Annotated in this window: 11 protein-coding genes; 6 read left to right on the forward strand and 5 right to left on the reverse strand. The window is 71.9% G+C overall.

The annotated features are described in order from the left end of the window. Position 1 precedes the first annotated feature (1 nt). Positions 2 to 658 (reverse strand): MBL fold metallo-hydrolase, encoded by a 657-nt coding sequence (locus ACFYW5_RS21800; RefSeq protein ID WP_389418694.1) that lies wholly within the window; start codon positions 656 to 658, stop codon positions 2 to 4. Between the two features lie 9 nt (positions 659 to 667). Next, positions 668 to 1,354 (reverse strand): maleylpyruvate isomerase family mycothiol-dependent enzyme, encoded by a 687-nt coding sequence (locus ACFYW5_RS21805; protein WP_389418695.1) that lies wholly within the window; start codon positions 1,352 to 1,354, stop codon positions 668 to 670. Between the two features lie 223 nt (positions 1,355 to 1,577). Here ACFYW5_RS21805 and uvrA point away from each other — a divergent pair, with 223 nt between their 5' ends. Continuing rightward, on the forward strand, positions 1,578 to 4,622 hold the full coding sequence (gene uvrA / locus ACFYW5_RS21810) for an excinuclease ABC subunit UvrA (protein ID WP_389418696.1): 3,045 nt from the start codon (positions 1,578 to 1,580) through the stop codon (positions 4,620 to 4,622). 283 nt (positions 4,623 to 4,905) lie between these two features. On the opposite strand, the gene ACFYW5_RS21815 is transcribed toward uvrA, so the two are convergent. Continuing rightward, the gene (locus ACFYW5_RS21815) at positions 4,906 to 5,829 is read right to left on the reverse strand and encodes a carbohydrate kinase (protein WP_389418697.1); all 924 of its coding nucleotides are present in this window, start codon (positions 5,827 to 5,829) and stop codon (positions 4,906 to 4,908) included. Further along, positions 5,826 to 6,878 (reverse strand): LacI family DNA-binding transcriptional regulator, encoded by a 1,053-nt coding sequence (locus ACFYW5_RS21820; protein ID WP_389418698.1) that lies wholly within the window; start codon positions 6,876 to 6,878, stop codon positions 5,826 to 5,828. Before ACFYW5_RS21820 ends, ACFYW5_RS21815 begins: the two co-directional genes overlap by 4 nt. Before the next feature lie 199 nt (positions 6,879 to 7,077). Between ACFYW5_RS21820 and ACFYW5_RS21825 the strand changes: the two genes are divergently transcribed. Further along, a complete protein-coding gene (locus ACFYW5_RS21825; RefSeq protein WP_389418699.1) occupies positions 7,078 to 7,506 on the forward strand; it encodes a Rieske (2Fe-2S) protein in 429 nt (142 codons plus the stop codon). A 33-nt stretch (positions 7,507 to 7,539) separates the two neighbouring features. Here ACFYW5_RS21825 and ACFYW5_RS21830 read toward each other — a convergent pair whose 3' ends face one another. Next, on the reverse strand, positions 7,540 to 8,529 hold the full coding sequence (locus ACFYW5_RS21830; RefSeq protein ID WP_389418701.1) for a hypothetical protein: 990 nt from the start codon (positions 8,527 to 8,529) through the stop codon (positions 7,540 to 7,542). 201 nt (positions 8,530 to 8,730) lie between these two features. Between ACFYW5_RS21830 and uvrC the strand changes: the two genes are divergently transcribed. From uvrC to whiA, 4 genes are read left to right on the forward strand one after another with little or no spacing between them, the layout of a single operon-like run. Beyond that, complete coding sequence (uvrC, locus tag ACFYW5_RS21835) at positions 8,731 to 10,776, forward strand: excinuclease ABC subunit UvrC (RefSeq protein ID WP_389418702.1); 2,046 nt, start codon at positions 8,731 to 8,733, stop codon at positions 10,774 to 10,776. Further along, positions 10,773 to 11,774 (forward strand): RNase adapter RapZ, encoded by a 1,002-nt coding sequence (gene rapZ, locus ACFYW5_RS21840; RefSeq protein WP_389418703.1) that lies wholly within the window; start codon positions 10,773 to 10,775, stop codon positions 11,772 to 11,774. The genes uvrC and rapZ overlap by 4 nt, the downstream gene beginning before the upstream one ends. Beyond that, positions 11,771 to 12,838 (forward strand): uridine diphosphate-N-acetylglucosamine-binding protein YvcK, encoded by a 1,068-nt coding sequence (gene yvcK, locus ACFYW5_RS21845; protein ID WP_389418704.1) that lies wholly within the window; start codon positions 11,771 to 11,773, stop codon positions 12,836 to 12,838. Before rapZ ends, yvcK begins: the two co-directional genes overlap by 4 nt. After that, a complete protein-coding gene (whiA, locus tag ACFYW5_RS21850; protein WP_250070529.1) occupies positions 12,829 to 13,818 on the forward strand; it encodes a DNA-binding protein WhiA in 990 nt (329 codons plus the stop codon). Before yvcK ends, whiA begins: the two co-directional genes overlap by 10 nt. The last annotated feature ends 61 nt before the right edge of the window (positions 13,819 to 13,879 follow it).

The raw sequence follows: 13,879 nt of genomic DNA on the forward strand, positions 1-13,879 counted from the left end.
TTCACCACCCGCGTGCGCGCCACTCCGGCAGGTGCGGCCGCTCCGCGCCCAGGGTCGTGTCGTTGCCGTGGCCCGGGTAGATCCAGGTCTCGTCCGGCAGCACGTCGAAGAGCTTGGTCTCGACGTCGTGGAGCAGGCTGGCGAACGCCTGCGGATCCTTGCGGGTGTTGCCCACGCCGCCCGGGAACAAGCAGTCCCCGGTGAAGACATGGGGATGGCCGTGCGGGTCGTCGTAGACGAGGGCGATCGAACCCGGGGTGTGCCCGACCAGGTGGCGCGCGGTGAGCTCCACGTGCCCCACCCGGATCACGTCCCCGTCGTCGACCAGGACGTCGGTCGGCACCGGAATGCCCTCGGCGTCCGCACGCCCCGCGTACGTGCGCGCGCCCGTGGCCGCGACGACCCGCGCGAGCGCCTGCCAGTGGTCGCCGTGCTGGTGGGTGGTGACGACGGCGGCGATGCCGTCGTCACCGATCATGCCGATCAGCGCGTCCGCGTCGTTCGCCGCGTCGATCAGCACCTGCTCGTCCGTCGCCCGGCAGCGCAGCAGATAGCAGTTGTTGTCCATCGGACCGACCGCGATCTTGGTGATCATCAGGTCCTTGAGCTCGTGCACGTCCGCCGGGCCCCCGACCGTCACCTCTCCGCTGTACGTCATGGCGGCAGCCTATAGCGGGGGAAGCGCCGGCAGGGGTCCGCCGGCCGCCGTGAGCGCCGATCCGTCGCGTCGGCCGCAGAGCCAGCCGAGCACGTCCGTCGGACGCCCGCCGACCGTGATCGCCGCCCCCTCGGCACGGCCGCTGCGCAGCACCGGACCGCCCTCCGCCTCGATCACCAGAGAGGGGACGTCCGGGTGGCCCAGGAACCGCTCGGCGAGGAAGTGACTCTCGCGCCGGACGAACTCCTCGGGGAGATCCTCCAGCTCGTACCCGATCCCGAGGTCCACATGGTGCAGCTCCACCTCGACCCACCGCCGGAACGGCACCCGGGACGCGGAGTCGGTGACGCCGTTGCGCAGCTCCACGGTCCGGGACCAGTCCGCGGGCGCCTCCCCGGTCCGCGCGAACCGGGCCGCGCTCTCGCGGACGTCCGCGAGCTGGACGTCCAGCGCGCGCGGTGCGTCCCGCTCGATGTCGGCGTCCCGCGCGTCGGCGGAGACGTACATGGGGCGCCCTTCGAGCACGTTCACCAGGGCGTCCGCGTTGCGGGCGAGGTGGGCGAGGACATGGCCGCGGGTCCAGCCGGGCAGCCGTGACGGCTGGGCGACCGCGGCGTTGTCCAGCTTGGCGGCAGCGGTGAGCAGTCGTTCGGTCGCGTCACGTACAGACGCCAGGTCATGAGCGTGATCAATCATGCTGCTGACCTTAGTCCGGCCACACCTTCGGGTGAAGGTGGTGAAGCGGTGCCGGAATTCGAATGCACGTGCTATATGGTCGGAAGCGGCGTCGGGCATGCTGGAGAGCCGGGGATTGTTAACGCATCCAGGAATCCGACCGGCGTTGTCAGTGGCTCCCCCTAGTCTGGGAAAGACGGGGGCCTCGCCCCTGTCACTTCTCTCAAGAAAGGTGCGGACCGGCGTGGCCGACCGTCTCATCGTCCGTGGCGCGCGCGAGCACAACCTCAAGAATGTCTCGCTCGACCTGCCGCGCGACTCGCTCATCGTCTTCACGGGCCTGTCGGGGTCGGGCAAGTCCTCGCTGGCTTTCGACACCATTTTCGCGGAGGGCCAGCGGCGCTATGTGGAGTCGCTCTCCTCGTACGCCCGCCAGTTCCTCGGCCAGATGGACAAGCCCGACGTCGACTTCATCGAGGGCCTGTCGCCCGCGGTCTCCATCGACCAGAAGTCGACCTCGCGCAACCCGCGCTCCACGGTCGGCACCATCACCGAGGTCTACGACTATCTGCGCCTGCTCTTCGCGCGCATCGGCAAGCCGCACTGTCCCGAGTGCGGCCGCCCCATCGCCCGCCAGTCGCCGCAGGCCATCGTCGACAGGGTCCTGGAGCTGCCCGAGGGCAGCCGCTTCCAGGTGCTGTCCCCGCTGGTGCGCGAGCGCAAGGGCGAGTTCGTCGACCTCTTCGCCGACCTTCAGACCAAGGGCTACTCCCGCGCGCGGGTGGACGGCGAGACGATCCAGCTCTCCAGCCCGCCCACGCTGAAGAAGCAGGAGAAGCACACCATCGAGGTGGTCGTCGACCGCCTCACGGTGAAGGACACCGCCAAGCGCCGGCTCACCGACTCCGTGGAGACCGCCCTCGGCCTGTCCGGCGGCATGGTCGTGCTCGACTTCGTCGACCTCCCCGAGGACGACCCCGAGCGCGAGCGCATGTTCTCGGAGCACCTGTACTGCACGTACGACGACCTCTCCTTCGAGGAGCTGGAGCCGCGCTCCTTCTCCTTCAACTCGCCCTTCGGCGCCTGCCCCGAGTGCACCGGCATCGGCACGCGCATGGAGGTCGACCCCGAGCTGATCGTCCCGGACGAGGACAAGAGCCTCGACGAGGGCGCCATCCACCCCTGGTCCCACGGGCACACCAAGGACTACTTCGGCCGGCTGATCAGCGCCCTCGCGGACGCCCTGGGATTCCGGACCGACATCCCCTTCGCGGGGCTCCCGCAGCGCGCGAAGAAGGCGCTGCTGTACGGGCACAAGACACAGATCGAGGTCCGGTACCGCAACCGGTACGGCCGGGAGCGCGTGTACACCACGCCCTTCGAGGGCGCCGTCCCGTTCGTCAAGCGCCGGCACGGCGAATCCGAGTCCGACGCCAGCCGGGAGCGCTTCGAGGGCTATATGCGCGAGGTGCCCTGCCCCACCTGTGAGGGCACGCGCCTGAAGCCGATCGTCCTCGCGGTCACCGTGATGGAGAAGTCGATCGCCGAGGTCGCCGCGATGTCCATCAGCGACTGCGCGGACTTCCTGGGCAAGCTGAAGCTCAACGCCCGCGACAAGAAGATCGCCGAGCGCGTGCTGAAGGAGGTCAACGAGAGGCTCAGGTTCCTGGTCGACGTCGGCCTGGACTACCTCTCGCTGAACCGCGCGGCCGGCACCCTCTCCGGCGGCGAGGCCCAGCGCATCCGCCTGGCCACCCAGATCGGCTCCGGCCTCGTCGGTGTGCTGTACGTCCTCGACGAGCCGTCCATCGGTCTGCACCAGCGCGACAACCACCGGCTGATCGAGACCCTGGTCCGGCTGCGCGACATGGGCAACACGCTCATCGTCGTGGAGCACGACGAGGACACCATCAAGGTCGCCGACTGGATCGTCGACATCGGCCCCGGCGCGGGCGAGCACGGCGGCAAGGTCGTGCACAGCGGCTCGCTGAAGGAACTGCTCGCCAACACCGAGTCGCAGACCGGCCAGTACCTCGCGGGCAAGAAGGCCATCCCGCTGCCCGACATCCGGCGTCCGCAGGACCCGTCCCGCCGGCTCACGGTGCACGGCGCCCGGGAGAACAACCTCCAGGACATCGACGTGTCCTTCCCGCTGGGCCTGTTCACCGCCGTCACCGGCGTGTCCGGCTCCGGCAAGTCGACGCTGGTCAACGACATCCTTTACACGCACCTGGCGCGCGAGCTCAACGGCGCCCGCAGCGTTCCGGGGCGGCACACGCGCGTGGAGGGCGACGACCTCGTCGACAAGGTCGTGCACGTCGACCAGTCGCCCATCGGCCGCACCCCGCGGTCCAACCCGGCGACGTACACCGGCGTCTTCGACCACGTCCGCAAGCTGTTCGCCGAGACCACCGAGGCGAAGGTCCGCGGTTACATGCCGGGCCGGTTCTCCTTCAACGTCAAGGGCGGCCGCTGCGAGAACTGCGCGGGCGACGGCACCATCAAGATCGAGATGAACTTCCTCCCGGACGTCTACGTCCCGTGCGAGGTCTGCCACGGCGCCCGGTACAACCGGGAGACCCTGGAGGTCCACTACAAGGGCAAGAACATCGCCGAGATCCTGAACATGCCGATCGAGGAGGCCATGGACTTCTTCGAGGCCGTCCCGGCGATCAACCGCCACCTCAGGACGCTCAACGACGTCGGTCTCGGCTACGTCCGCCTCGGCCAGTCCGCGACCACCCTGTCCGGCGGTGAGGCCCAGCGCGTGAAGCTCGCCAGTGAGCTCCAGAAGCGTTCCACCGGCCGTACGGTCTACGTTCTCGACGAGCCGACCACCGGTCTGCACTTCGAGGACATCAGCAAGCTGCTGAAGGTCCTGTCCGGCCTGGTCGAGAAGGGCAACACGGTCATCGTCATCGAGCACAACCTCGATGTGATCAAGACCGCGGACTGGGTCGTCGACATGGGCCCCGAGGGCGGCGCCGGCGGCGGCCTGGTCGTCGCCGAGGGCACGCCCGAGGAGGTCGCCGCGGTCCCGGCCAGCCACACCGGCAAGTTCCTGCGGGAGATCCTCGGCGCCGACCGGATCAGCGACGCGTCCTCCGTGCGGGCCCCGCGCAGGGCGGCGGCGAAGAAGACGGTCGCGGCCAAGTCGGTGGCGAAGAAGACGGCCACCGCCCGGACCACCAAGTCCAAGGCCGCCGACGGCACAGCCGCCAAGAAGGCCGCCGGAGCCACCAAGAAGGCGGCACCGGCGAAGAAGGCGACCCGGGCCCGCAAGGCCTGAGCCCGTCCGACCCCACCCGGCCACGCGCCCCCGCGGAATCCTCCCGCGGGGGCGCGCCGCATCTTGGCTTGCGCCGACTGGGGGGTGTGCCGTGGCGTCCGGGGTGGGTGTGCCGTCTCTGCGGGTGTCGGGCGTGGGGCGCTCCGCGTTTCGACTGACGTCGGCGGCGGGGCGCGCTGACCCTCTTCAGGCGTCGGCTGGAAGTGCGCCGAGCCTCTTCCTGCGTCGACCGCGAGAGCGCGCCGAGCCTCTTCCTGCGTCGACCGCGGAAGCGCGCCGCGTCTCAGCCGGCGTCCGGCACCCCGTCCAGTTCGGAGGCGTACGGCGGTTCCGCGCCCGCGCGCGAGCAGGTGATCGCCGCCGCGCGGGCCGCGAACCGCAGCAGGCCCGTCCAGTCGTCCGCGCCGAGCCCCGTCAGCGCCCGAGGAGACAGCGCGCCGCGGACGGCCAGCCCGTGCAGCAGGGCCGCGTTCACCGTGTCCCCGGCCCCGATCGTGTCCACGACGTCGACCTTCTCGCCCGGCACCGCGTGCTCCCCGCCGTCCCGGGTGAAGACGGTGAGCCCGTCACCGCCACGGGTGACCACCACGGCCGCGGGGCCCTCGGCCAGCCACTCGCGCGGGGTGCCGCCGAGCCACTCGGCGTCCTCCGCGGACAGCTTGAGCAGCGACACCGACGGCAGCCAGCCGCGGAACCGGGCCCGGTAGGCGTCCGGGTCGGGGATCAGCCCCGGGCGGATGTTCGGGTCGAGGGCGGTGAACACACCCTGCGCGGCGGCCGCCCGCATCAGCTCCTCGTAGGCGGTGGCGCCCGGCTCCAGGACGAGCGAGCAGGTCCCGAAGGACACCGCGCGCGTGCCCTGCGGCAGCGCGGCGGGCGCGGTGAACAGCCGGTCGGCGGTGCCGTCGACGTAGAAGGAGTAGGCGGCCGAACCTCCCTCGTCGACGGTGGCGACCGCGAGCGTCGTCGGCTCGGGTCCGCGCTGGACGGCCGACACATCCACCCCGTCCCGCCGCAGTCCGTCCAGCAGGGCCTCGCCGAAGGCGTCGAAGGACGTGCGGGAGCAGAAGGCGGTGGGGGAGCCGAGGCGGCCGAGGGCGACGGCCGTGTTGAAGGGGCCGCCGCCGAGCGCCGGCCGCAGGCTCGCCAGGGCGCCCGTGCCCTGCGGCACGAGGTCGATCAGTGCCTCACCGGCGACGACGATCACGAGGCGGTTCCTTTCGGCAGGTGCGGGAGGTCCGGCGGCTGCTCGGGGCAGCCGCACGAGGTGCGGTGGACGAAGGCGCAGTCGAGCCGCACGGTCCGGGCGGGCCGGTCCGGCTCGGCGAGCCGGTCCAGCAGAACCCGTACGGCCTGGGCGCCGAGCTCCTTGCTGGGCTGGGCGATCGCGGTGAGCCGGGGTGAGAACAGGTCGGCCCAGGCGAAGTCGTCGAAGCAGCACAGGGCGATGTCGTCGGGCACGGACAGGCCGCGCTCGCGCAGGGCGCGCAGGGCGCCGATGGTCATCGCGTTGTTGGCGGTCACCAGGGCCGTGGGCGGCGCGGCGAGGTCCAGCAGGGCGGCGGTCGCGCGTTCGCCGCCGGGGGACTCGGAGTCGCCGTGCGCGATCAGGCGCTCGTCGTGGGCGAGACCGGCGTACGCCAGACCGTGCCGGTAGCCGGTGATCCGCTCGCTGGTGGTGCTGAGCCCGGGGCGCCCCGCGACCAGGCCGATCCGCCGGTGACCCAGCTCCGCGAGATGGGTGACCAGCCGGGTCGTGGGTTCGGCGCCCGCCGCGCACACCTGGTCGAAGTGCGGCGCGGCCCCGTCGTCGACCAGCCGGTCGAGGAACACCGTCGGGACGTCGTGCCGCCGCAGATAAGCCAGCAGCTCGCGCGGGTCCGCGGACGGCGCGACGATCATGCCGTCCACCCGCCGCTCGTGCAGCAGCTGCACGACCTTGCACTCGTGGCCGGGGTCGTCGTGCGGGTCGGCGATGAGCAGGCTGTAACCGTGCTCCAGGGCACCCGCCTCGACGCCCTGCAGGATCTCCGTGAAGTAGGGGTTGCTGATCGCCGACACCGCGAGGCCGATGGACCGGGTGCGCGCGGTCACCAGGGAGCGGGCCAGGGAGTTCGGGGTGTAGCCGAGCCGGTCGATGGCGTCCAGGACGGCCTGCCGGGTGTGGGGGAGCACCGGGCGGGTGTCGTTGAGCACATGCGAGACGGTCGCCACGGAGACACCCGCGTCACGGGCCACGTCGGCCATCGTCGGCATCGGGTTCCTCTCCCTCCGGGCGCTGCTCTCGCTGCTTCTGGCCGGGAAGGTATCCCATTCAGCGGCAGACGTAAACGCTTGCGCAAGCGTTTACGTCACGGGTATCGCCGTCCCTCGTCTCCGCTCGCCCCGCCGCCGGGCCCGCCCTCCCCGGCCGGGTATCGTCGCCCTGCCCGCCCTCTGACCAGTGGAGCCCCCTATGCCCGGCCGCCCGACCCCGACCCGTCGTACCGTCCTGCGCGGAGCGGCCCTCACCCCAGTCGCCGGGCTCGGCCTGGCCGCCTGCTCACCGGGCGGCGGGACGACGGACGCCGAGCCGAGCGCGCCCGTCGACCTCGGCGCGGAGAGCGAGGTCCCCAAGGGCGGCGCGAAGCTGTACCGCGAGCACAAGGTGGTCGTCAGCCGGGACGCGAACGGCGCCCTGAAGGCGTACAGCACGATCTGCACGCACGCGTTGTGCCCCATCAACAAGCTGGACGGGACGAAGCTCGTCTGCCCCTGCCACGGCAGCGAGTTCGACGCCACGAGCGGCGAGGTGCTGCACGAGCCGGCGAGCGCGCCGCTGAAGGAGCTGCCGGTACGGGCCGAGGGCGGCCGGATCGTGGCGGGCCCGGCCCCCACCGCCTAGCCGGGGCCGGCCGGGGCTCTCGCCCCGGCCCGCTCACTCCGCCCAGTCCCAGCCGATCCCCACGATCCCCGTCCGCAGCCGGGGCTCGACGAGGTGGACCGAATGGTGCCGCGGGCTGAGCGGGAGCTCCTGACGCCCGCTGCGCGGGGCCGCGGCCGAGTGCTGGGCGAACCGGTGGCAGCGCACCGGCGGACAGTGCTCGTCGAAGCGGATCTGCAGTGCGTACTGGCCGCCCGGGAGGCCGAACCCGCGCGCGTACTCGTGGGACACCCCGGCGGTGCCGTCCTCGACGCCGTACCGGAAGAGGAAGGTGTCGCCGGAGCGCAGGCGGGTGTCGAAGAGCAGCTCGGCGACGAGGACGCCGGTGTCGTGGTGATACCGGACGCGGCCCGTGCGGCAGTTCTCCAGGGCCTGCACGCGCATGAGGTCCGGCGTGCAGCCGGGGTCGCCGTGGTACACGGCCGTGCAGCGGTCGACGCCGTCCCGGTGGGCGCGCACGATGTGGTGCGCCTCGCGGCCCGCCAGTTCCCGCCGCGCGCCGATCCGCACCCGCTCGTGCAGCCCCAGGGTGTGCAGCCCGCCGTCGACCGGCGCGTCCAGCTCGGCCAGCAGCCCCGCCAGGACGCCGTCGGCCTCGACCAGGGAGCGGTAGGAGCGGACCGCGGGCCGCCCCGCGGCCGGCTCGTCGCCCTCCGCCAGCAGCCGGATCAGCGACTCCTCCGGCAGCTGGAGGATCTCCTCCAGCGCCCGCACCGCACGCAGCGACTCGGGGCGCTGCGGCCGGCGGGCGCCCTGCTGCCAGTAACTGAGGCTGGTGACGCCAACCTTGACCCCGTAGCGCGACAGATGGTGCTGCACGCGCTGGAGCGGCAGCCCGCGCGCGGCGATGGCGGCGCGCAGGGCGACGTGGAAGGGGCCGCCGCTGAGAACCGCGTCCAGGGCCGGGTCCGCGTGCGTGACCCCGGCCACGTCCGGCACCGCGGTGACGGCGGCGACGTCCGCCTGCTGAGTGGCGTGCGGCATGCGGGGGCCTTTCTGGGCAGCGTTCACGACGGCTGGTCGGACCGTTCGCGCGGGCGGCAGAGGCCGGGCCCGAGTTCCCCCGCATTGAAGCGTGTTGACCAAGCCCCGACAACACCTGATGCCCAACCGTGCCCATGGCGGTCCGTCGGCGTTGTCCACAGCCTCGTCGCGCTGTCACCCCTCGCCAGTAGGGTGTGAAACATGGCCGACCCCTCCAGCTACCGCCCCAGGCCGGGACAGATCCCGGACTCCCCCGGGGTCTACAGGTTCCGTGACGAGCACCGCAGGGTGATCTACGTCGGAAAGGCGAAGAGCCTGCGCCAGCGCCTGGCGAACTACTTCCAGGACCTGGCGGGCCTGCACCCCCGCACCCGCACCATGGTCACCACGGCGGCGTCCGTGGAGTGGACGGTGGTGTCCACGGAGGTGGAGGCGCTCCAGCTGGAGTACTCCTGGATCAAGGAGTACGACCCCCGGTTCAACGTCAAGTACCGCGACGACAAGAGCTACCCCTACCTTGCGGTGACGATGAGCGAACAGTTCCCGCGGGTGCAGGTGATGCGCGGTCACAAGAAGAAGGGCGTGCGCTATTTCGGGCCGTACGCCCACGCGTGGGCGATCCGCGACACCGTGGATCTGCTGCTGCGCGTCTTCCCGGTGCGCACCTGCTCGGCCGGGGTCTTCAAGAACGCCGCCCGCACTGACCGCCCCTGTCTGCTCGGCTACATCGGCAAGTGCTCAGCGCCTTGCGTCGGCCGGGTCTCGCCCGAGGAGCACCGCGAACTGGCCGACGAGTTCTGCGACTTCATGGCCGGCCGCACGGGCACGTATCTGCGCCGGCTGGAGAAGCAGATGGTCCAGGCGGCCGACGAGATGGAGTACGAGCGGGCCGCGCGCCTGCGCGACGACATCGGGGCCCTGAAGAAGGCCATGGAGAAGAACGCGGTCGTGCTGGCCGACGCGACCGACGCCGACCTGATCGCCGTCGCCGAGGACGAGCTGGAAGCCGCCGTGCAGATCTTCCACGTCCGCGGCGGACGCGTGCGCGGCCAGCGCGGCTGGGTCACCGACAAGGTCGAGGAGATCACCACCGGCGCCCTCGTCGAGCACGCCCTCCAGCAGCTCTACGGCGAGGAGAGCGGGGACTCCGTGCCCAAGGAGGTCCTCGTCCCGGCCCTGCCCGACCCGGTGGAGCCGGTCCAGGAGTGGCTCACCGAGCGCCGCGGATCGTCCGTCTCGCTGCGCATCCCGCAGCGCGGCGACAAGAAGGCGCTGATGGAGACCGTCGCGCGCAACGCTCTTCAGGCCCTCGGACTGCACAAGACCAAGCGCGCCTCCGACCTGACCACGCGCTCGCGCGCCCTGGAGGAGATTGCCGACGCCCTCGGCCTGGACAGCGCCCCGCTGCGGATCGAGTGCTACGACATCTCCCACCTCCAGGGCGAGGACGTCGTGGCCTCCATGGTCGTCTTCGAGGACGGCCTCCAGCGCAAGGGCGAGTACCGCCGCTTCCAGATCAAGGGCTTCGCGGGACAGGACGACGTCCGGTCCATGCACGAGGTGATCTCCCGCCGCTTCAAGCGGTACCTGGCCGAGAAGGAGCGGACGGGGGAGTGGGCCGAGGGGGAGGACGCCCTCGCCGAGGACGACGGCCGCCCCAGGAAGTTCGCCTACCCGCCCCAGCTCGTCGTCGTCGACGGCGGACAGCCCCAGGTCGCCGCCGCCAAGCGGGCCCTGGACGAGCTGGGCATCGACGACATCGCCGTGTGCGGCCTGGCCAAGCGCCTGGAGGAGGTCTGGGTGCCCGGGGAGGACGACCCGGTGGTCCTGCCGCGCACCAGCGAGGGCCTGTATCTGCTCCAGCGCATCCGTGACGAGGCCCACCGCTTCGCCATCACCTACCAGCGCACCAAGCGCGCCCAGCGCTTCCGGTCCAGCCCCCTGGACGACGTACCGGGCCTCGGCGAGACCCGCAAGCAGGCGCTGATCAAGCACTTCGGTTCGGTGAAACGGCTGCGATCGGCGACAATCGACCAGATCTGCGAAGTTCCGGGCATAGGTCGTAAAACGGCCGAGACCATTGCCGCGGCCTTCGCCCAGGCGGCCCCGGCCGCGCCCGCCGTGAACACGGCGACTGGAGAGATCATGGAAGACACCGAGGACGGGGCGCCCGAGACGACCGCGGGCACCCCGGGGGAGCCCGTGACCGCGGGCACCCCGGACGAACGACGGGGGCAGGAGACATGACCGAGCAGGAGAAGCCCACAGCGGAGCGAGATCAGGCCCACATGGAATCGGGCGATGATCGGACCCCGCAGCAGACACCCCAGGAGAACGGAGCACAGGTGAGTACGGCCGGCGACACCGCCGCGGTCCCCGAGGCCACCATCCCCGAGCTGGTGATCATCTCCGGCATGTCCGGAGCCGGCCGCTCGACCGCCGCGAAGTGTCTGGAGGACCTCGGCTGGTTCGTCGTCGACAACCTGCCGCCGGCGCTGATCCCCACCATGGTGGAGCTCGGCGCCCGCTCCCAGGGCAATGTCGCCCGGATCGCGGTCGTCGTCGACGTCCGCGGGCGCCGCTTCTTCGACAACCTCCGCGAGTCGCTCGCCGACCTCGACACCCGGGGCGTCACCCGGCGGATCGTCTTCCTGGAGTCCTCCGACGAGGCGCTGGTACGCCGCTTCGAGTCGGTGCGCCGCCCGCACCCGCTCCAGGGCGACGGCCGGATCGTCGACGGCATCGCAGCCGAGCGCGAGCTGCTGCGCGAGCTGCGCGGCGACGCCGACCTGGTGATCGACACCTCCAGCCTGAACGTGCACGAGCTGCGCGCCAAGATGGACGCCCAGTTCGCGGGCGAGGAGGAGCCCGAGCTGCGGGCCACCGTGATGTCCTTCGGCTTCAAGTACGGCCTGCCCGTCGACGCCGACCTGGTCGTCGACATGCGGTTCCTGCCGAACCCGCACTGGGTCCCGGAACTGCGGCCGTACACCGGTCTGAACGAGGAGGTGTCGGCGTACGTCTTCAACCAGCCCGGCGCCAAGGAGTTCCTCGACCGGTACACCGAGCTGCTGCAGCTGATTGCCGCAGGCTACCGTCGTGAGGGCAAACGCTATGTGACCATCGCGGTCGGCTGCACCGGAGGCAAGCACCGTTCGGTGGCCACCTCGGAGAAGCTCGCCGCACGGCTCGCCGCGCAGGGTGTGGAGACAGTGGTCGTCCACCGGGACATGGGACGCGAATGACAGGACGTACTCCGCGGCTGATCAGGGTCGGCCGGGTGGTGCCGGAAGGACGGATCGGCCGGCCCGTCGAGGCCCGTGGCGGCCGACCGCGCCGCCGGGGCACCCAGCCCAAGGTCGTCGCCCTCGGCGGCGGCATGGGGCTGTCCGCCTCGCTCGCCGCGCTGCGCCGGATCACCGGTGACCTGACCGCCGTCGTCACCGTCGCCGACGACGGCGGCTCCAGCGGGCGGCTGCGCGACGAGCTGGGGGTGCTGCCACCCGGCGATCTGCGCAAGGCGCTGGCCGCGCTGTGCGGCGACGACGACTGGGGCCAGACCTGGTCGCGGGTGATCCAGCACCGCTTCGCCTCCCAGGGCGACCTGCACGACCACGCGGTCGGCAATCTGCTCATCGTCGCCCTGTGGGAACAGCTCGGCGACCATGTCCAGGCCCTGGACCTGGTCGGCAAGCTGCTCGGCGCGCACGGGCGCGTGCTGCCCATGTCCGCCGTACCCCTGGAGCTGCAGGCCCTGGTCAAGGGGCACGACCCGGAGCGGCCCGAGGACGTGGACACCGTGCGCGGCCAGGCCACCGTCGCCCTCACCCCCGGTGAGGTGCAGTCCGTGCACCTGGTGCCGCTCGACCCGCCCGCCGTCCCCGAGGCCGTCGAGGCCGTGCGGGACGCGGACTGGGTGGTGCTGGGCCCGGGGTCCTGGTTCTCCTCGGTCATCCCGCATCTGCTGGTGCCCCAGCTGCTGGACGCGCTGACGGAGACGAAGGCCCGCCGGGTGCTCTCGCTGAACCTCGCCCCCCAGCCCGGAGAAACCGAAGGCTTCTCCCCGCAGCGTCATTTGGAGGTTTTGGGACGACACGCCCCTAAACTCGCCCTGGACGTGGTGCTGGCCGACGAGGCAGCCGTGCCCGACCGCGAGGTGCTGACCGAGGCCGCCAAGCGGCTCGGGGCCGCGGTCGAGCTGGCTCCGGTCGCACGGGGGGACGGATCTCCACGGCACGACCCGGAGCTGCTGGCCGCCGCGTACGACCGTATTTTTCGGATGCATGGAAGGATCGGCCCATGGCGATGACGGCAGCGGTGAAGGACGAGATCTCCCGGCTCCCCGTCACCCGGACCTGCTGCAGGAAGGCGGAGGTCTCCGCCATTCTGCGGTTCGCCGGCGGCCTTCACCTGGTCAGCGGGCGCATCGTGATCGAGGCGGAGCTGGACACCGCGATGGCGGCCCGCCGGCTCAAGCGGGACATCCTGGAGATCTTCGGCCACAGCTCCGAACTGATCGTGATGGCACCGGGCGGACTGCGCCGCGGCTCGCGCTACGTCGTGCGCGTGGTCGCCGGCGGGGACCAGCTGGCCCGGCAGACCGGCCTGGTCGACGGACGGGGCCGCCCGATCCGGGGGCTGCCCCCGCAGGTCGTCTCCGGCGCCACCTGTGACGCGGAGGCCGCCTGGCGCGGCGCCTTCCTGGCGCACGGCTCGCTCACCGAGCCCGGCCGCTCCTCCTCCCTGGAGGTGACCTGCCCGGGCCCCGAGGCCGCGCTCGCGCTCGTCGGCGCCGCCCGCCGGCTGTCCATCGCCGCCAAGGCCCGTGAGGTGCGCGGGGTGGACCGGGTCGTCGTCCGCGACGGCGACGCGATCGGCGCCCTGCTCACCCGGCTCGGCGCCCATGAGTCGGTGCTGGCATGGGAGGAGCGCCGGATGCGCCGCGAGGTCCGCGCCACGGCGAACCGCCTCGCCAACTTCGACGACGCCAACCTGCGCCGCTCCGCGCGGGCGGCCGTCGCCGCCGGTGCCCGCGTCCAGCGCGCCCTGGAGATCCTCGGTGAGGAGGTCCCCGAGCACCTCGCCGCCGCCGGCCGGCTGCGCATGGAGCACAAGCAGGCCTCCCTGGAGGAGCTCGGCGCGCTCGCCGACCCGCCGCTGACCAAGGACGCCGTCGCCGGCCGCATCCGCCGGCTGCTCGCGATGGCCGACAAGCGCGCCCAGGACCTCGGCATCCCCGGCACCGAGTCCAGCATCACCGAGGAGATGGCCGACAACCTCGTGGGCTGACGCCCCGCTCGACACGCCGGTGACCGCGCCCCAACGGGCGACGGTCACCGGCGTTTTCGGG

It is taken from the genome of Streptomyces sp. NPDC002779 (assembly GCF_042888685.1).
Lineage (GTDB): Bacteria > Actinomycetota > Actinomycetes > Streptomycetales > Streptomycetaceae > Streptomyces.

Excerpts from the sequence above, each read along its gene's own strand:
- ACFYW5_RS21830 (WP_389418701.1), bottom strand. The coding sequence starts at position 8,529 with ATGCCGCACGCCACTCAGCAGGCGGACGTCGCCGCCGTCACCGCGGTG.
- yvcK (WP_389418704.1), top strand. The coding sequence starts at position 11,771 with ATGACAGGACGTACTCCGCGGCTGATCAGGGTCGGCCGGGTGGTGCCG.
- ACFYW5_RS21825 (WP_389418699.1), top strand. The coding sequence starts at position 7,078 with ATGCCCGGCCGCCCGACCCCGACCCGTCGTACCGTCCTGCGCGGAGCG.
- rapZ (WP_389418703.1), top strand. The coding sequence starts at position 10,773 with ATGACCGAGCAGGAGAAGCCCACAGCGGAGCGAGATCAGGCCCACATG.
- ACFYW5_RS21805 (WP_389418695.1), bottom strand. The coding sequence starts at position 1,354 with ATGATTGATCACGCTCATGACCTGGCGTCTGTACGTGACGCGACCGAA.
- whiA (WP_250070529.1), top strand. The coding sequence starts at position 12,829 with ATGGCGATGACGGCAGCGGTGAAGGACGAGATCTCCCGGCTCCCCGTC.
- ACFYW5_RS21820 (WP_389418698.1), bottom strand. The coding sequence starts at position 6,878 with ATGCCGACGATGGCCGACGTGGCCCGTGACGCGGGTGTCTCCGTGGCG.
- ACFYW5_RS21800 (WP_389418694.1), bottom strand. The coding sequence starts at position 658 with ATGACGTACAGCGGAGAGGTGACGGTCGGGGGCCCGGCGGACGTGCAC.
- uvrC (WP_389418702.1), top strand. The coding sequence starts at position 8,731 with ATGGCCGACCCCTCCAGCTACCGCCCCAGGCCGGGACAGATCCCGGAC.